Origin of the sequence: Flagellimonas lutaonensis (genome assembly GCF_000963865.1) — a bacterium.
In the GTDB taxonomy this organism is placed as follows: domain Bacteria; phylum Bacteroidota; class Bacteroidia; order Flavobacteriales; family Flavobacteriaceae; genus Flagellimonas_A; species Flagellimonas_A lutaonensis.
Genome location: NZ_CP011071.1, coordinates 2,909,185 through 2,927,352, shown reverse-complemented (window position 1 = coordinate 2,927,352; position 18,168 = coordinate 2,909,185). Strand labels below are relative to the sequence as shown.

The window sequence follows — 18,168 nt, the reverse complement described above, 5'->3', positions numbered from 1 at the left end:
AACTAAATCTCATTGAAGATGGTGTGCATCAAACGCTTTTTGTCGTTGATGCTTTCTTCAAGGGAAATCATGGTCTCGGTTCGACTGATCCCCTCAATATCATCAATCTTGAAGATGATATTTTTGGCATGCGTGGTATCGCGCGCCCTGATTTTACAGAAAATATTGAATTTGCCCGTAGTAATGTGCGCCACCGTTACATAAGGTATCTGGGTCAGGCGCTCGAGCACAAATTTGGTCTGGTGGGTCTTTTCAAGAAAAATACCGACATAGGCAATAAACGAATACCCCAGCTTTACATAGTCAAGGGTCAAAGAAGAACCTTTTATAATTCCGGCTTCCTCCATTTTTTTAACACGTACATGCACCGTGCCAGCAGATATCAACAACTTCTTTGCGATATCGGTAAACGGTGTTCTGGTGTTGTCGATCAACATATCCAGAATTTGATGATCTATTTCATCCAATTTAACCTTGCCCATACAACAGAATTTTCAACGAAAATAATCAATTAAGAAATTAAACTCAATGAAAAGGCATTTTTTTTAAAGATAACACAACCAATGATCAAGAAATAATATGAGCTGCCCCTGTTTTGGTCCGGTGACGGACAAAAATGAAATCGATATGCGTTGCAATAACCCTAAATTTACACCTGTAAACAAAAAAGTTCCCTTTTTTCTACAGTAAATTATATATTTGGTCACAAATGTAAATCGTTATTTACGATTTTCTATTATTTATATATATAAAATTATATATCAATTTATTATAGTATATAATTTAAACTTTTAGTACAATATATTTTCCTCCAATTAACACTGTTTTGTTCCATTTTAAGGAAGAATATATGTATTTTTGTACAGCAAACAATTTACTGTTGTGAACAACGATTTTGTCGAACGCCTTAAGACCCTTATCGATCATTACGAGCTGTCCCCTTCCCTCTTTGCCGACCGGATCGGGATGCAGCGTTCGAGCATTTCGCATTTGTTGAATGGAAGGAACCGACCAAGCCTTGATTTTGTGATGAAGGTCATCAAAACCTTTCCCGAGGTAAACATCTATTGGCTACTGAACGGCAAGGGCAGTTTTCCGGGGCAATCCAAAAATGGTGGGGATGAAGACAACATTGAGGCTTCCCCTCTTCCCCCAAAAAAAATATCCATCTCCGAGGGCAAAAAACCCATCCGTATCGTCGTTTTCTACGAAGACGGCACCTTTGAGGATTTCGAGCCAAAAAAATAGGGATTGCGCATCTTCGAAAGAACAGAATGTCTTTATTTTGCAGCATGATGCGACATTTATTCCTAGTTGTGGCAATAGTGCTCTTAGGGTCTTGCCAACCCCCGCCTGAAAGAAATTGCAAAGCGTTCAGAAAGGGCACCTTCAGCTTTACCGCCCTGGTCGATGGAGCGGAAAAGACCACCATTTTTACGCGGTCTGAAAATATAGAAATCGAAGAATTTGAAGGCGTTAAAGATACTTCATCGATTCGGTGGATAAACGATTGCGAATATGTGTTGAAGAAATTGAACCCGAAAAATCGGTTGGAAGAGAAATCAATTCACATCAAAATATTGACAACCTCAGATAGTTCTTATACATTTGAGTACAATGCCATTGGCGAAAAACAAAAGTTCAGGGGCAAAGCCCTTAAAATACACTGACCATGTTTGAAATTCTTGCTAGTCCGGATGCTTGGGTCGCACTGCTGACTCTGACTTTTTTAGAGATAGTGCTAGGCATCGACAACATCGTTTTCATTTCCATCGCAGCCAACAAACTGCCCCAAAGACAGCAGCGAAAGGCCACCAATATCGGACTGTTGCTGGCCATGGTGCAGCGAATCATTCTCTTGTTCGCGGTTTCTTTTCTGATCGGTCTCAGCAATCCGTTTTACTACATCAACACTTCTTGGTTGTATGTGGGCGTTAGCTGGCAGGCCGTTATCCTGTTTCTTGGGGGGCTGTTCTTGATCTACAAGAGTACCTCTGAAATACATGAAAAGGTAGAACTGCCAGAGCATGACGAAGATGCCCTGAAGGCCAAAAAAATTACCACCCTTTCAAAAGCCATCGTACAGATTATCATCATCGATTTTATCTTTTCCATCGATTCGATATTGACTGCAGTGGGCATGACCAACGGTATCGGCAACAAACCGCAAGATGCATTGGTATTAATGGTCATAGCCGTGGTGATCTCAATTGTGATCATGATGGTATTTGCCAACGGTATCAGGGTCTTTATCAACAAACACCCGTCAATGCAGCTCTTAGCGCTGTCTTTTTTGATTTTGATAGGATTTATGCTGATTGCAGAGGCGGCTCACTTGGGCCATGCCAAGGTGTTCGGTCAAGAAATCGGTGCCATACCCAAAGGGTATCTCTATTTCGCGATTGCCTTCTCCCTGTTGGTGGAGTTCTTGAACATGAAGCTTCGCAAAAAACAAGAATTGGTAGAAAAACATGAATAGGTTGCCATCAACCCTCCACAAATGCTAAAACCGGAAGCTGGCTGGCCATCGTTCCTTGTCGAGTAGTCTTGAAGTCGCTGAATTTTAACGGCTCCTGACCCTGAAGGAGGTTGCCATCATATACCAAACCAACCTATTTGGATGTGCCCTTGTACCCAGCTCCTAGAAAAGGGTAGGCTGTTCGCCGTCTTCCTTTTTCTTCTGCTCAGTGGTTATGTTAGGTGACACGTTTTCTTCATCGACCACCTCAATGTCTTCCGCTTTTTGCGGTTCGGGCGGTTTGTAGGGCAACGGCTCCATCTCGTTGATCTCGAGCACTTTTTCTTTGGTCAATTGATTGCCCATGGCGGTGATGCCCTTGACGGCTATAAACGATTCGAGGTCAACCTCCCAAGGCTCCTTGCGCTCCTCGCCCCGTTTCTTTGTGAAGACCACCTCTGCACGCGGACGGTAATCGGTGAACACCTTTTCCAAATATGATTTAGGGTGGTCGGTAATGATGATTTCTTCCTTATCTGGATTCTCGATCATAAACCTTTTCACATAGAATAACTCTTTCTCACCTTCCCAATAAATGGCGGTGAGCGGTTTTTTGGGATCCCACTTTTCCAATACCACCAAATCATCGTCAAAACGCAAGGTAAGCTCGGGAATCACTGTTTTGACCACCCCTTTCTGGTTGATCAGCAGCAATCTGTCAGAACTGGTAAATTCGCCCAACAGTTCGCCCCTTTCATCAACATTCAGGCGTTGAACGGTCTCATCAAACCATATTTTTCGTGGCTTGAGGGTCGAGAGCCCCTTTTCTTTGAGTTCAATGCGCTTCACTGCATATTTGGTGACCAAGTTTCCTTTGGCATTGCGCCCCTTGATCAGCACATCGGCAAAATCCAAATCCCATTTTAGCTTTTTAATGCTTCCCGTTTGGCGCAGGTGCACCGTAACCACTTCAGCCTCACCATTCGGGTTGGCCGAAAAATACAGCACCTCCGAATTGCTCTTGCCGTTGGTAAGATCGTACAGCTTGTCACGGGTCACGCTTGTTACGTTAAAACGCTTGATATAGCTTGGGCCGCCCCTACCATCTTTATAGATCATGTTGTAGGTGGTACGCTTGTCTTTTTTCTTGAAGACCGCCACATGTATAATGTTCTTGCCCACAAAGGTCTTACTGTCGACCTTGGTGACCATCATCTCACCTTTCTTGGTGAAGACTATGATATCGTCAATATCGCTACAGTCGGTCACATACTCATCGCGGCGCATTGAGGTGCCCACAAATCCCTCTTCGCGGTTTACGTAAAGTTTTGTGTTGCGGATCACCACCTTGGTGGCCTCAATGTCATCAAAAATGCGGATTTCAGATTTACGCTCGCGCCCCGCACCATATTTCTTCTTCAGCTCTTTGAAGTAGTCTATGGCAAATTCGGTAAGGTGCTCTAAATGGTGCTTGGTCTGTGCAATCTTTTCATCAAGGCTGTCAATATGTTGCTGGGCCTTATCCAAATCAAACTTTGAAATTCGTTTGATCCTTATTTCGGTCAGTCTGGTAATGTCTTCCTCGGTTACCGGTCGCTTTAATAATTTGATGTGCGGTTTCAAGCCCTTGTCTATGGCGGCGATGACACCCTCCCACGTTTCTTCTTCTTCAATATCGCGGTAAATACGGTTTTCGATGAAGATACGCTCCAACGATGCGAAATGCCACTGCTCCTCAAGCTCAGAAAGTTGGATTTCCAGTTCTTTTTTGAGCAGATCGACGGTCTTGTCGGTCGAGCGCTCAAGCATTTCCTTGACCCCTAAAAACAACGGCTTGTTGTTCTCAATGACACACGCCAACGGTGAAATAGAGGTTTCACAGGCAGTAAAGGCATACAGGGCATCAATGGTCTTATCGGGCGATATGCCACTTGGCAAATGTATCAAAATCTCTACTTCGGCCGCCGTGTTGTCCTCAATTCGCTTGATCTTTATCTTGCCCTTTTCGTTGGCCTTTAAAATGGAATCGATCAAAGAGGAAGTGTTGGTGCCATAGGGTATTTCGGTGATGACCAAAGTGTTTTTGTCTTTTTGGGAAATCTTTGCACGTACCCGAACCTTGCCGCCACGCATACCATCGTTGTAATTGGTAACATCGATGATGCCCGCAGTTGGAAAATCAGGAACCAGTTTGAAGCGTTGTCCCTTTAAGTGCTTGATCGAGGCGTCAATTAGCTCATTGAAATTATGCGGCAATATTTTGGTGGAGAGCCCCACGGCAATACCCTCGGCCCCTTGCGCCAACAACAATGGAAACTTAACGGGAAGGTTAACAGGCTCTTTTTTGCGGCCATCGTACGAGAGCTGCCACTCGGTAATCTTGGGGCTGTACACCACTTCAAGGGCAAACTTTGACAGGCGCGCCTCGATGTACCGCGAAGCGGCGGCACTATCACCGGTCAATATGTTGCCCCAGTTGCCCTGGGTATCTATCAGCAGCTCTTTCTGGCCCAACTGTACCATGGCATCGGCAATACTGGCATCACCATGGGGGTGGTATTGCATGGTATGCCCCACCACGTTGGCAACCTTGTTGTAACGACCATCATCGAGTTCTTTCAAAGCATGCATGATACGTCGCTGCACGGGCTTGAAACCATCTTCAATGGCCGGTACCGCCCGCTCTAGAATAACGTATGAGGCATAGTCTAAAAACCAATCCTTGTACATGCCCGTGACTTTCGTCAAGGTTTCTTGGTTTTCATCTTGAAATCCCTGAGGCTCGCCGTTCAATTCACCATTTTCTTCCATTCAGAAATATCAACTAATTGTTTTACAATTGGTTTTCTTCTATCAAATCAAGTTCTATTTTAAGGTTTTCGATGATAAATTCTTGCCTATCTGGGGTATTTTTTCCCATATAAAACTTCAACAGATTGTCTATGCTCATGTTCTTGTCGAGCATCACAGGCTCTAGCCTGATGTCGTCACCGATAAAATGTTTGAACTCATCCGGTGAAATTTCACCCAGACCTTTGAACCTGGTAATCTCTGGTTTTCCTGAGAGCTTTTCCATTGCCTGCCTCTTCTCTTCTTCACTATAGCAATAAATGGTCTCTTTCTTGTTCCGCACCCGAAACAGTGGTGTTTGCAATATGTACAGATGGTTTTCTTTGATCAACTCAGGAAAAAACTGTAAAAAGAAAGTGATCAGCAACAGGCGTATGTGCATACCATCGACATCGGCATCAGTGGCGATCACAATATTGTTGTATCGAAGGTTCTCCATAGACTCCTCAATGTTGAGGGCCGCCTGTAAGAGGTTGAACTCCTCGTTTTCGTAAACCACCTTTTTAGACATTCCGTACGAGTTGAGAGGTTTTCCACGCAAACTAAATACCGCTTGGGTGTTGACATCTCGCGATTTGGTGATCGATCCAGAAGCAGAATCCCCCTCGGTAATGAACAAGGTGGTCTCTAACCGCCGGTCGTTTTTCATGTCGCCAAGGTGAATACGGCAGTCCCGTAATTTTTTGTTGTGCAGACTGGCCTTTTTGGCACGTTCACGGGCCAGTTTTCGAATGCCCGACAGTTCTTTGCGTTCTTTTTCGGCCTGCATGATCTTTCGTTGCAGGGCTTCTGCGGTCTCAGGGTTCTTGTGCAGGTAATTGTCGAGGTTTCTGCCGACAAAATCGTTGATGTAGGTTCGAACGGTGGGCAACCCGTCACCCATTTCGGTCGACCCCAACTTTGTTTTGGTCTGGCTTTCAAAAACCGGTTCCATTACCTTTATGGAGATGGCCGCTATAATCGATTTACGAATATCGGAGGCGTCGTAGTTCTTTCCGTAGAAATCACGGATGGTCTTCACCACCGCCTCTCGAAACGCCGCTTGGTGGGTACCCCCTTGTGTGGTGTTCTGGCCATTGACAAACGAGTGGTACTCTTCACTGTACTGCGTTTTGCTGTGGGTCATGGCCACTTCTATGTCGTCGCCCCTTAAATGGATGACCGGGTACAGCATGTCTTCGGCATTGGTATTGTCCTCCAACAAATCTTTGAGTCCGTTCTCTGAATGGAATTTTTCCCCATTGAAGAGAATGGTCAGGCCAGGATTGAGGTACACATAGTTTCTGAGCATTCGCTCGATGTACTCACTTCTATATTTGAATTTCTTAAAGATGGTCTCGTCGGGCACAAAGGTGACCTTGGTACCCTTTCGTCGTGAGGTTTCTTCCAACAACTCTTCGTTCACCAACTCTCCGGTCTCGAATTCGGCTGTCTTTGACTTTCCGTCGCGGGTAGACTCTACCTTGAAATAAGATGAAAGGGCGTTTACCGCCTTGGTGCCTACCCCGTTCAAGCCAACTGATTTTTTAAAGGCGCGGGTATCGTACTTGCCGCCCGTGTTCATTTTAGAGACCACATCGACCACTTTGCCCAAAGGTATGCCCCGCCCATAATCGCGAACGGTCACGGCATTGTCCTTAATGGAAATCTCAATGGTCTTGCCAGCACCCATCACGAATTCGTCAATACTGTTGTCAATGACCTCCTTTAAAAGGATATAGATGCCGTCATCGGCAGAAGAACCATCGCCCAGTTTGCCGATATACATGCCGGGGCGCATACGAATGTGCTCCTTCCAATCAAGGGATCGAATGTTCTCTTCTGTATATTGTGTTTCAGCCACTGGCATTGGATTAACGGTTGCCTAGTTACCTTGGCTACCTTACATTTTTTAATGAATTGCCTTCATTTTTGGTCCAGACCTATCGATAATAAAACGAAGCGGTTGCTTCATTCTCGCTAATATAAAATTTAGGTGCATAAATCAAAATGCAGCCACAAGAAAGTAATCAACAACAAAAATAGGGGTTTTGTTGATAGTCGCTCTTGCCGATACCAAAAAGAAGCCATTTTTGATATCTGGCGACATACCCCAGAATTTTCATACTTGAGGCATGTTTCGGCTATACATTGAACCTAAAATGCATTACATCGCCGTCCTGTACGATATAATCTTTACCCTCGACCCGCATTTTGCCTGCCTCTTTCACTTTGGCCTCGCTGCCATATTTCACATAATCATCAAATGAAATGACCTCGGCTCGGATAAAGCCCTTTTCAAAATCGGTATGGATGACCCCGGCTGCCTGGGGCGCAGTTGAACCTTTTTTGATTGTCCACGCACGAACCTCCTTTTCACCAGCTGTGAAATAGGTCTCTAGGTTCAACAACCTATATGCGCCGCGTATGAGCTTGGCCGAACCGGGTTCTGATAGCCCTAGATCTTCCAAGAACATTTGTCGCTCTTCGTAGGTCTCCAGTTCGGTGATATCGGCTTCTGTTCCCACGGCCAGATAAATGACCTCGGCATCTTCATCGGCCACCGCCTGCTTTACTTTTTTCACATATTCGTTGCCATCGACGGCTGCCGCTTCATCCACATTGCAGACGTACATGACGGGCTTGTCGGTAATCAACTGCAATGGCTTGACAAACTCTGTACGGTCATCATCAGCTACCGATATGGCCCTGACCGAAACCCCTGACTCCAATCCCTCTTTCAATTGGGTGAGCACGGCCGCTTCTTTTTGTGCTTCTTTGTTGCCGGTCTTGGCGGCCCTGCTTACTTTATCAAGCCTTTTTTCAACGCTTTCAAGGTCACGCAACTGAAGTTCTATATCGATGGTTTCTTTATCCCGTATGGGGTCCACTGAGCCATCGACATGCACCACGTTATCATTGTCGAAACACCGTAGCACATGAAGAATGGCATCGGTCTCTCGAATGTTCCCCAAAAACTGGTTGCCAAGTCCTTCGCCCTTGCTTGCACCTTTCACCAGACCTGCAATGTCCACAATTTCGACCGTGGCGGGTACTACTCGCTGCGGGTTTACCAACTCTTCCAGTTTTTCCAATCGTGGGTCGGGCACGTTTACCACCCCGATGTTGGGTTCAATGGTACAGAACGGAAAGTTGGCACTTTGTGCCTTCGCATTTGACAGACAATTGAAAAGTGTCGATTTTCCGACGTTGGGCAATCCTACGATTCCGGCTTTCATAAATCAGCGTTTGTTTTCATTTCCGTGCAGACGAAAATCTTTTATTCCTCTACTTAAAAAGGCTGGCGAGTAAAAGTTCAGACTTTTAATTCGGGCGCAAATATAAGTTGAAGTTTTAGAATGGCAGTAATTTACCACCACACTACACCCGATTGATGGCAAAATAGAAGAACAGTACCAAAATGGTGATGAACGCCAATATGGCCACTACAGAAAGTAGGCATCCCGCCTGTTTCCAAAAGCCATTGTATTCTTTTTCCTTTTCCATTAAAAAAGTCGGGGATTACAGATCTGGCAACGGAATTTCAAGTATTGTACAATTATTCCTCTGGGTGCATAAAGCGCTGCTTGCCCAACAGTTCTTCTTCGGTTTCTACATGGTCATCATCGGGCACACAGCAATCTACCGGGCAAACCGCAGCACACTGGGGCTCTTCATGAAAGCCCATGCACTCGGTGCACTTATCAGGGGCGATATAATAGATCTCATCGCTGATGGGCTCTTGGGGCTCTTCTGCATTGACGGCCTTGCCATTGGGCAGCACCACCTCTCCTTTCAATGAAGTACCGTCTGCGTAGCGCCATTCATCGGCACCCTCGTAAATGGCCGTATTGGGGCATTCAGGTTCACAGGCCCCACAGTTTATGCATTCGTCTGTAATAATGATTGCCATGTTTTTCTTTTTATAAGCGCCAGGTTTAGACCGGCATCCGTATTTTTGTGCAAAAATAACCCCTGCCTAATTGGATTACAAATTTAATGACCGAACACGCCCAAATATTGAAAGCTTTTGTTAAACTCGGTGATTTTCTTACCGAATTTTGTGAAAATGGCAACAATGCAGCCTTTGAAACCCTGAACCGGGCAATACGACTTGCCGAAGAGCAAAACGGCTGGTTTACCAAAGAGAATATTCTTTTTGCCCTTCGACAATGGGGCGAAGCATTGGGCGAACCACCACTGAAAAACTGGTTGTCGCAATATGGTATTTCACAAAAATCCAGTCAAAAGACCATAGCCATCATCATGGCGGGAAACATCCCTCTAGTGGGTTTCCATGATTTTCTCAGTGTATTGCTGACAGGTAACAAAGCGCTGTGCAAACTATCATCGAACGACACCACGCTGGTGCCCGTGCTGGCAGACTATCTAATTGACCAAGAACCAAGTCTCAACGAGCGCATTGAATTTACAGAAGGCAAAATACAGGGTTTCGATGCCATCATCGCTACGGGCAGCAACAATACGGCCCGCTATTTCGAGTATTACTTCAAACAATATCCGCATATCATCCGCAAGAACAGAACCTCTGTAGCCGTGCTTACCGGGGATGAAAAACCGGAAGACCTCAAGGCTTTAGGGGATGATATTTTTCGATATTTCGGTCTTGGTTGCCGAAACGTCTCAAAGATTTTTGTGCCCAAAGGCTATGAGTTCGACACTTTCTTCAATGGTATTTTCGACCACAAAAAAGTAATCGAACATCACAAGTACGCCAATAACTATGACTACAACAAGGCGGTCTACCTGATGAGTGCCTTTAAGATTCTGGACAACGGATTTCTTATCTTAAAGGAAGACAACACCCTGCACTCGCCCATAGCGGTGCTCTTCTATGAATATTATTCCGATCTCAAAGAGCTTCATCAAAAGTTAAATGCAAAAAGGGGTGAGTTGCAGTGTATTGTTGGCCGAACGGGCATAGTGGGTGAGATCCCCTTTGGGCATACGCAAAGGCCCAAACTGAACGATTATGCCGATGGGGTCGATACCCTCGATTTTCTGTTGCGACTGTAGCCTACCGTGTTATTCAAGACAGTTTTTCGTTCCATCAAAATTTCAGACCTTTAGCCCTTAAATTTTAGGTACTCAAAAATTCGGCATAGATGAAAAAACACAATTTTAGTGCAGGGCCCTGTATACTGCCCAAAGAAGTAATGCAAAAGGCCGCCGAGGCGGTGGTCGAGCTTGATGGAATAGGTCTGTCACTCATAGAGATCTCGCATCGGAGCAAAGAATTTGTGGCCATCATGGAAAAGGCCCGGTCATTGGCCCTGGAACTTTTGGGACTGGAAGGAAAAGGCTATTCGGCGCTTTTTCTACAAGGTGGGGCGAGCACCCAATTTCTGATGGTCGCCCACAACCTACTGAAAAAAAAGGCTGGATACGTGAATACGGGAACGTGGAGCTTAAAGGCAATCAAAGAGGCAAAACTGTTCGGTGAAGTGGTCGAAGTGGCCTCATCGCAGGACCAAAATTTCAACTATATACCCAAAGGGTATGCGGTACCCTCTGATCTTGATTACCTTCACATAACCTCCAACAATACCATTTTTGGCACCCAGATAAAGGAATTTCCGAAAACCAATGTGCCGTTGGTATGCGACATGAGCTCTGATATTTTTTCACGTCAATTGGATTTTTCACAATTCGACCTCATCTACGCCGGTGCCCAAAAAAATATGGGTCCGGCCGGTACCACACTGGTTGTGGTCAAAGAGGAAATATTGGGCAAGGTAGGGCGCGAAATTCCTTCAATGCTCGATTATAAGGTGCATATTTCAAAAGACAGCATGTTCAATACCCCGCCGGTGTTTGCCGTCTACGTTTCAATGCTGACCCTACAATGGCTAAAAGATCTGGGCGGTATTGCCGCAATTGAGGAAATCAACGAAAAAAAGGCGAATTTGATCTATTCTGAAATAGATTTGAATCCGGTATTCGCGGGAATTGCAGCCAAAGAAGACCGTTCAAACATGAACGCCACCTTCAACATAACCGATGAAGGCCTAAAGGAAACCTTTGAGACCATGTGCAAAGAAGCCGGCATAAGTGGCATCAGCGGGCATCGGTCCGTTGGTGGCTACAGGGCCTCGATGTACAATGCCATGACCATTGAAAGTGTGGGCGCATTGGTCGATATCATGAGCGAACTCGAGAAGAAGGGATAGTTCAATGCTGAATGATACATTGTGATTTTTTTCTGTGATAGCAGAAAAGGGTTTGAGTTTGTCATACAAATCGTTCCATTTCAAAATTGTCAGAACCAGTCAACCCAACACGTAAAATATAACCTTTATGACCAAAATATTAGCCAACGACGGAATCTCTAAAGCAGGCCAAAAAGCTCTTGAAGAAGCAGGTTTCGAGGTGTTGACCACCAAAGTGGCCCAAGAACAACTGGCCAATTTTATCAATGAAAACAATATAGAAGTACTCTTGGTGCGTAGTGCCACCAAGGTGCGCAAAGAGTTGATTGAGGCCTGTAAAAACCTGAAACTGATCGGACGTGGCGGCGTGGGAATGGACAATATTGATGTCGGGTACGCCAAGTCAAAGGGGCTTCACGTTATCAATACGCCGGCAGCCTCGTCTGAATCGGTGGCCGAGCTTGTGTTTGCCCATTTGTTTGGAGGGGTACGCTTTCTGCACGATTCTAACCGAAACATGCCATTGGAAGGCGACAGTAGGTTCAAAGAATTGAAAAAAAGTTACGGGGCAGGCACAGAACTACGGGGGAAGACCTTGGGAATAATCGGTTTTGGCCGTATCGGGCAGGCCACTGCCAAAATTGCCCTAGGTGTGGGCATGAGGGTCATGTACCATGACCTGTACGTTTCAGAGGCCACCATTGAACTTACTTTCTATGACGGCCGTACGATGGAATTTGAACTAAAAAGCGAACCAAAGGAAACAGTGCTCAAAAATTCTGACTTTATTACGGTTCACGTACCCGCCCAGAAAGATTACGTACTGGGCAAAAAAGAATTTGAGATCATCAAACCCGGTGCCGCCATCATCAATGCGGCCCGTGGCGGGGTGGTAGATGAGATCGCTTTGGTCGAGGCATTGGAAAAAGAGCGGGTCTCTTTTGCCGGGCTAGACGTGTTTGAGTCTGAACCCCGACCAGAAGTGCAACTGTTGATGCACCCAAAAGTTTCATTGACGCCACATATTGGGGCCGCCACCAGTGAGGCACAAGACCGAATAGGGCTCGAACTGGCCTCCCAAATCATCAAATTGTTGAAATAAGGCCGTTTTTGGTCCGTAAGTTCTTGCTATGCAGTACTTTTTCGTACATTGTCGGTTCATTCTAAACACTAATCACAATGTCAGGATTACTCGATTTACTTAACAGCCCCATAGGCAAACAACTCATCAACGGCACCGCACAGCAGACCGGGCAGCCTGAGGACAAAACAGCCCAGGTTCTTAGCATGGCCCTTCCCGTTTTAATGGCTGCCATGAAACGAAATGCCTCAACACCGGGCGGCGCACAGGGCCTTTACAATGCATTGAACAGCAAACACGATGGAAGTATATTGGACAACCTCGGCGATCTTTTCAGCGGAGGGGTCAACAAAGAGGTCGTAGAAGATGGCGAAGGTATTTTGGGGCACATACTTGGGCCCAAAAAACCACAGTTAGAAAATGCCCTGAGCAGTAGAACGGGTCTTGATTCGGGTTCTGTGGCACAAATACTGAAAATTGCGGCCCCCATACTTCTTGGCTATTTGGGAAAAGAGACACGCCAAAAAAACATCAACGATCCACAAGCGCTCAACGGTCTACTGGGCGGATTGCTGGGCGGTGGCAAAACTGCGAACAGACAGCAATCACTGATAGAATCGTTTCTGGATTCTGATGGTGACGGCAGTGTATTGGACGATTTGGCAGGCATGGTCTTGAGCGGCAACAAAAGACGTGGTGGCCTTGGCGGAATGCTCGGCGGGCTTTTCGGAAAATAATGGCCCCTATACAATGACCATATTTAACAAAGCCGTTCAACCCAATGAACGGCTTTTTTAGTATCTTATATGGCACAGGTTTTGCACTGAAAAAGAAAAAAGAAATGAAAAAGATAGTCTTACACACACAGGCCCTTTTGTTGGTGGCCGTCTTGGTTTTGGCCGGTTGTACGGCCAAAAAACAGGTTGGGCAAGAGACAGTCAAAGATGAAACGGCCCTGGAGATTTCAGAAAAAGAAAAAGAAGTATTTGAGTCAGGCGAAGAAAAACCAGTTGAGATTGCCGATGAAGAGTCGAACTATGAAATCATTATTCTCGACCCGGGGTTCTACACTTGGTTGAACAGTATTGCCAAACCAGAAGGGTATTACTCCCAAAGCTTTTTGGAAAACCGCAACCAGATATACGTAATGGAATGGAACCGAAGGGTATTGCTCCCCATGCAGTTCAGTCCCAATCTGTATGAACTGCGAATTGATTATGACCCCGAGATCGATTATGGCTACGAGGTCAATTATAAGTTGTATAATTACTTCATTTATTTCCAAAGAAAATACAACCAACGGTTAGGGCCCTTTCTTCCTCGTATTTAATGGTTATTTTTGCCATCTATTTGCTACAGCAGGATGGAAAAAATTAAAAATCGTTGGGATATTGTCCAAAACTGGCAATTACTGTTTCCCGTTTTAGGGGTTATTTCAGTGGGCGCTACGGCCTATATGCTGTCCAGAAGGCTATTGCACCTTTTCGAGCTCAACAACACGGTTTTTGAATGGGTCTTTACCCTCGGGGTGGCTGCATTGGGCTATTTTATAATGGTACGGTTCTTTCTCTGGTGTTTTAAAAAGCTCGATAACCGATGGCCGGTAACCTACCGTTGGGAGATGATTGCCATTTTTATCGTCTTCGCCATTACCGGCAGTGCTTCCGCAAAACTGGCAGGGCCTTTGACCGATTTGATAGGCTTGCAAAATGGGAGCATCAGCGGTTGGATCTATTGGCCCGTTCGGATACTGCTTATTTTCCCCATTTATCAAGTGCTCTTGGTACTGGTCGGTTGGCTGTTCGGCCAATTCAAATTTTTCTGGAACTTCGAGAAGAAAATGCTGAAGCATATGGGGCTCGGTTTTTTGTTGCCCTAAAATTATGATTCCCTTAACATAAGCTTTCTTTTTAAAAAGATTAGTTTTGTGCTAAATGGTGGAATTCAAAAGAATAGTGCCCATACTTCTCTTTTTGGCCTTGATGTCCATCAAGGTGTCGGCCTTTCATGTCTATGCCCACCAAGATAACGATAGCCAAATCGAAAATTGCGAATTCTGTGATTTGGCCATCGAAAACCAACAGTCTGAACACACACCGACCTTTACTGTCGCCTTGGATTTTCAACCTCCTGTTGAAATAAAAGAATCCAAGCTTTACGGCAAAAGCATCAATTTTGCCGACAACACCTATCGCTCAGGTCTCTATTCCAGACCTCCACCGGTAATTTGATTACGCTTTCCCAGCTTTTCAAGCCACGTATTGATCTTTGACCCGAACAAGGGATAAAACATTTTAAACTTTATGAAATCATTGTTTTTCGCCATGCTTTGCATTGGTGTTACATATGCTGTAGGGGCGCAAGAGTGCCAAAATATTCTGACCGGCAAGGTAATCGATTTTCACGATAAGACACCTCTTATGGGTGCCACAATAATTGTTCTCGATGAAAATATCGCCACCATGTCCGATGCTAACGGCCGCTATACAATTGCTGGCCTTTGTGAGGGTAGCTATGAGTTGGAAGTATCGCACCCCGAATGCTCTACGCTCTTCATACCCTTGCAAATTGATGGTGACACTACCTACGACATCAAATTGGAACACCATTTGGAAGAGCTCCAAGAGGTCAAGGTCATCGGCGATGCCCTTTACGACCAGACCAATTCTGCACAAGAAGCTTCGCTCGCCTTGTCAACATTGGAGCAATACAGTGGTGGCAGTCTTGGTGAGGCACTAAAGGAAGTCGGAGGGGTATCAAGCTTGAACACGGGGGCCAACATCGTTAAACCGATCATTCATGGGCTCAACGGCAGCCGTGTGTTGGTGCTCAACGACGGAGTGCGCATGCAAGATATGGAATGGGGTGCCGAGCATGCACCCAATATCGACATCAATGCCGCAGGTTCCATTACCGTGGTCAAAGGGGCTTCTGCGCTACAGTACGGTGGCGATGCAATCGGGGGCACCATCATAATGGAACCACGAAGAATTTTCATGAAAGACACCCTGTTCGGCAAAACGTTGGTCAACGGAATATCAAACGGCAGGGGTGGTGCCGTTACATCAGAATTGTCTCGGATCTACGAAAATGGCTGGTATGTCAAGGGCCAGGGTTCTTATAAACGCCTGGGCGACCAAGAGGCTCCCGATTATATGCTGTCAAACACCGGCATACAAGAAATTGGCGCCTCGTTAGAAGCCGGAAAAAATCTTTTCGAGTGGGGGTTCAATACCCGCTATTCGTATTATGATGCTGAAATTGCCATTCTACGTGCCTCGCACATCGGCAATGTTGATGATTTGATTCGTAGCATCAATAGCGGCCAGCCCGAAATCATTGGGCCGTTTACCTATGACTTGCAAAACCCGAGGCAAAAAGTAGCCCATCACTTGGGCAAATTCGAACTCTACAAGCGTTTTGAAGGAATGGGCAAATGGACCTTTCAGTACGATTTTCAGAACAACCGAAGATTTGAGTTCGATGTTCGGGTTGGCGATGACCGCGATAAACCCTCCATAGACCTTGAATTGACCACCCATACACTGAATACCGACTTTAAATGGGATGCCAATCGAGATTTTCAGCTACATGCTGGACTTATGGGCCGCTATCAAGACAATTTTGCAAATCCTGACACGGGTGTACGCCGTTTGATTCCTGATTACGAAAAGTTTGATTTCGGTGGATTTTTGATTTCAGAATATCGCCTGAACGGATATTGGAAGCTTGATGCAGGTATTCGTTATGATTTTTCCCGCATCGATGCAAAAAAATTCTACCAAACCTCTCGTTGGGAAGAACGGGGTTACGATGTGGATTTTCCCCAATTTATTATCGATGACCTGGGCACAAAACTGTTGACCAATCCTGTTTTCGATTTCAGCAACGTTTCTGCTACGGCCGGCATCCAGTTTTCCAAAGACAACAACCGAACGTTCCGTTTTAATTATGCATTGGCGCAACGTGCGCCCAATCCCTCAGAGATTTTCAGCGATGGCCTGCACCACTCTGCGGCCCGTATCGAATTGGGCGATTTGCGCATTGGCAGCGAAACATCTCATAAATTTTCGCTGTCATACGAACGCCAATTAAAAAACTGGGGGTACACATTGGAGCCCCATGCCAATTTTCTCACAGACTTCATTTTATTGGAGCCATCTGGGGTCGAATTGACTATCCGGGGTGCTTTTCCCGTGTGGAGCTACCGACAGACCAATGCCCGTATTTTAGGGGTTGATGCCTCAGCCTATGTAGATTGGGCCGAGCGTTGGCAGACCGACCACCGATTTTCACTCGTAAAGGGCAACGATACCGAAAGTGACCAAGCGCTCATCAACATACCGAGTGCCAGTCTGCGGAACAGGCTGACCTATTCAAGGCCCGAATGGAAAAATTTTGAACTGTCTTTGCGCAGTGATTATGTGTTCAGGCAAAACGAATTTCCGCCGAACATTACGGTCTTTTCTCCAGAACAGCAAGAAGATGTTCTATTGGAAATAAACACCCCGCCAGATGCCTACCACTTGTTGGGACTGTTTACCAAAATGGAATTTCCGTTGGGCCAGAAAACCAAAATGACCACATCGCTTACGGTGAACAACCTATTGGATACAAATTACAGAGACTACCTAAACCGTCAGCGCTTTTTTGCCGACGATTTGGGCCGAAACATAATAGTACAAGTAAAGTTTAATTATTAACACTAATTCTATATCATGAAAACAATCAAATTTTTATCAATGTTTGCCTTGGCAGGACTTCTATTCACAGGATGTTCAGATGATGATGAAAACCCTGACCCAATCAATGAAGAAGAAGTGATCACCACCATGACCGTGACACTTGTGCCTGCGGGCGGAGGCACAAACATTACATTACAGACAAGAGATTTGGACGGTGATGGACCAAACCCTCCAGAAGTTACCGTTTCAGGAGACTTGGCGGCCAATACCACCTATGGTGGTGCCATTGTATTGTTGAACGAGACCGAAACCCCTCCTGAAAACATTACCGAAGAGGTAGAGGAAGAAGATGACGAGCACCAATTCTTTTTTGTAGTGGGCGGCGGTCTTGACGCTACTATAGAATATGGCAATTTTGATGGTGACGGCAATCCGCTGGGCACGCAGTTTACGTTGACCACTGGAGATGCCAGTTCAGGCTCTCTGGCGATTACGCTTCGTCACGAACCCAAAAAGCCAAATGACGGCACCTTGGCCGATGCTGGTGGCGAAACCGATATTACACAGACATTCAGTTTGAATATTTTGGATATTGCCCCATAACCAACATACAAGTCCAATATGAATGGGAGCGGATTTTATCCGCTCCCTCTTTAACCATGCGGATTTATAAGACAAAAAAGCGGTTTGCAATTTTGTTGACAACGATACTACTGTTTCAGTTGTCATATCATGCCCTTCATGTCTTTACCCATCATGAATCTGATTTCCCCATCGGGCATAAATCTCCCGAAACCCTAATCGACAAAACATCCTTCAACTGCGAACTATGTGCTAAATTGTTGGGGCAAACACTTTTTTTCTGGGTTTTTGCTACCCCATTAGTGGCCCATACCGTTACCACCGTAACCATATTAAAAAAGGTTTTGGTATTCAGGTCAAAGG

18 protein-coding genes are annotated in these 18,168 nt (G+C 45.5%); 12 read left to right on the top strand and 6 right to left on the bottom strand.

Translation table 11 applies throughout. The features are described 5' to 3' along the window. Positions 1–2: 2 nt before the first annotated feature. Positions 3–482 (bottom strand): Lrp/AsnC family transcriptional regulator, encoded by a 480-nt coding sequence (locus VC82_RS13530; RefSeq protein ID WP_045802842.1) that lies wholly within the window; start codon positions 480–482, stop codon positions 3–5. A 400-nt stretch (positions 483–882) separates the two neighbouring features. Here VC82_RS13530 and VC82_RS13525 point away from each other — a divergent pair, with 400 nt between their 5' ends. The 3 genes from VC82_RS13525 to VC82_RS13515 are packed head-to-tail and all read left to right on the top strand — an operon-like array spanning position 883 to position 2,479. Then, on the top strand, positions 883–1,248 hold the full coding sequence (locus VC82_RS13525; protein WP_045803460.1) for a helix-turn-helix transcriptional regulator: 366 nt from the start codon (positions 883–885) through the stop codon (positions 1,246–1,248). Positions 1,249–1,292: 44 nt separating this feature from the next. Continuing rightward, on the top strand, positions 1,293–1,670 hold the full coding sequence (locus VC82_RS13520; RefSeq protein ID WP_313777702.1) for a DNA topoisomerase IV: 378 nt from the start codon (positions 1,293–1,295) through the stop codon (positions 1,668–1,670). A 2-nt stretch (positions 1,671–1,672) separates the two neighbouring features. Then, complete coding sequence (locus VC82_RS13515; protein WP_045802840.1) at positions 1,673–2,479, top strand: TerC family protein; 807 nt, start codon at positions 1,673–1,675, stop codon at positions 2,477–2,479. Positions 2,480–2,641: 162 nt separating this feature from the next. On the opposite strand, the gene VC82_RS13510 is transcribed toward VC82_RS13515, so the two are convergent. The 5 genes from VC82_RS13510 to VC82_RS13495 form a co-directional block, all read right to left on the bottom strand. Beyond that, a complete protein-coding gene (locus VC82_RS13510; RefSeq protein WP_045802839.1) occupies positions 2,642–5,269 on the bottom strand; it encodes a DNA gyrase/topoisomerase IV subunit A in 2,628 nt (875 codons plus the stop codon). A 22-nt stretch (positions 5,270–5,291) separates the two neighbouring features. Continuing rightward, entirely contained in the window at positions 5,292–7,157 is a 1,866-nt protein-coding gene (locus tag VC82_RS13505; RefSeq protein WP_417935060.1) for a DNA topoisomerase IV subunit B, read from the bottom strand. 274 nt (positions 7,158–7,431) lie between these two features. Then, a complete protein-coding gene (gene ychF, locus VC82_RS13500) occupies positions 7,432–8,526 on the bottom strand; it encodes a redox-regulated ATPase YchF (protein ID WP_045802838.1) in 1,095 nt (364 codons plus the stop codon). Between the two features lie 142 nt (positions 8,527–8,668). Continuing rightward, positions 8,669–8,794, bottom strand: coding sequence for a hypothetical protein (locus tag VC82_RS15875; RefSeq protein ID WP_262491907.1), 126 nt, complete (start codon positions 8,792–8,794; stop codon positions 8,669–8,671). Between the two features lie 52 nt (positions 8,795–8,846). Continuing rightward, positions 8,847–9,200, bottom strand: a complete 354-nt coding sequence (locus tag VC82_RS13495) for a 4Fe-4S dicluster domain-containing protein (RefSeq protein WP_045802837.1) — start codon at positions 9,198–9,200, stop codon at positions 8,847–8,849. 86 nt (positions 9,201–9,286) lie between these two features. Between VC82_RS13495 and VC82_RS13490 the strand changes: the two genes are divergently transcribed. The 9 genes from VC82_RS13490 (at position 9,287) to VC82_RS13450 (ending at position 17,826) form a co-directional block, all read left to right on the top strand. Further along, positions 9,287–10,324, top strand: coding sequence for an acyl-CoA reductase (locus VC82_RS13490; RefSeq protein WP_045802836.1), 1,038 nt, complete (start codon positions 9,287–9,289; stop codon positions 10,322–10,324). Between the two features lie 89 nt (positions 10,325–10,413). Continuing rightward, a complete protein-coding gene (serC, locus tag VC82_RS13485; protein WP_045802835.1) occupies positions 10,414–11,478 on the top strand; it encodes a 3-phosphoserine/phosphohydroxythreonine transaminase in 1,065 nt (354 codons plus the stop codon). A 127-nt stretch (positions 11,479–11,605) separates the two neighbouring features. Then, the gene (locus VC82_RS13480; RefSeq protein ID WP_045802834.1) at positions 11,606–12,559 is read left to right on the top strand and encodes a D-2-hydroxyacid dehydrogenase; all 954 of its coding nucleotides are present in this window, start codon (positions 11,606–11,608) and stop codon (positions 12,557–12,559) included. Between the two features lie 77 nt (positions 12,560–12,636). Beyond that, the gene (locus VC82_RS13475) at positions 12,637–13,275 is read left to right on the top strand and encodes a DUF937 domain-containing protein (protein WP_045802833.1); all 639 of its coding nucleotides are present in this window, start codon (positions 12,637–12,639) and stop codon (positions 13,273–13,275) included. A 104-nt stretch (positions 13,276–13,379) separates the two neighbouring features. Then, complete coding sequence (locus VC82_RS13470) at positions 13,380–13,868, top strand: DUF6146 family protein (RefSeq protein ID WP_045803458.1); 489 nt, start codon at positions 13,380–13,382, stop codon at positions 13,866–13,868. A 33-nt stretch (positions 13,869–13,901) separates the two neighbouring features. Further along, entirely contained in the window at positions 13,902–14,417 is a 516-nt protein-coding gene (locus VC82_RS13465; RefSeq protein ID WP_045802832.1) for a DUF6787 family protein, read from the top strand. A gap of 55 nt (positions 14,418–14,472) precedes the next feature. Continuing rightward, positions 14,473–14,769, top strand: coding sequence for a hypothetical protein (locus tag VC82_RS13460; RefSeq protein ID WP_045802831.1), 297 nt, complete (start codon positions 14,473–14,475; stop codon positions 14,767–14,769). Positions 14,770–14,841: 72 nt separating this feature from the next. Then, a complete protein-coding gene (locus VC82_RS13455; protein WP_045802830.1) occupies positions 14,842–17,241 on the top strand; it encodes a TonB-dependent receptor in 2,400 nt (799 codons plus the stop codon). Positions 17,242–17,256: 15 nt separating this feature from the next. Then, the gene (locus tag VC82_RS13450; RefSeq protein WP_045802829.1) at positions 17,257–17,826 is read left to right on the top strand and encodes a hypothetical protein; all 570 of its coding nucleotides are present in this window, start codon (positions 17,257–17,259) and stop codon (positions 17,824–17,826) included. Positions 17,827–18,168: the final 342 nt, after the last annotated feature.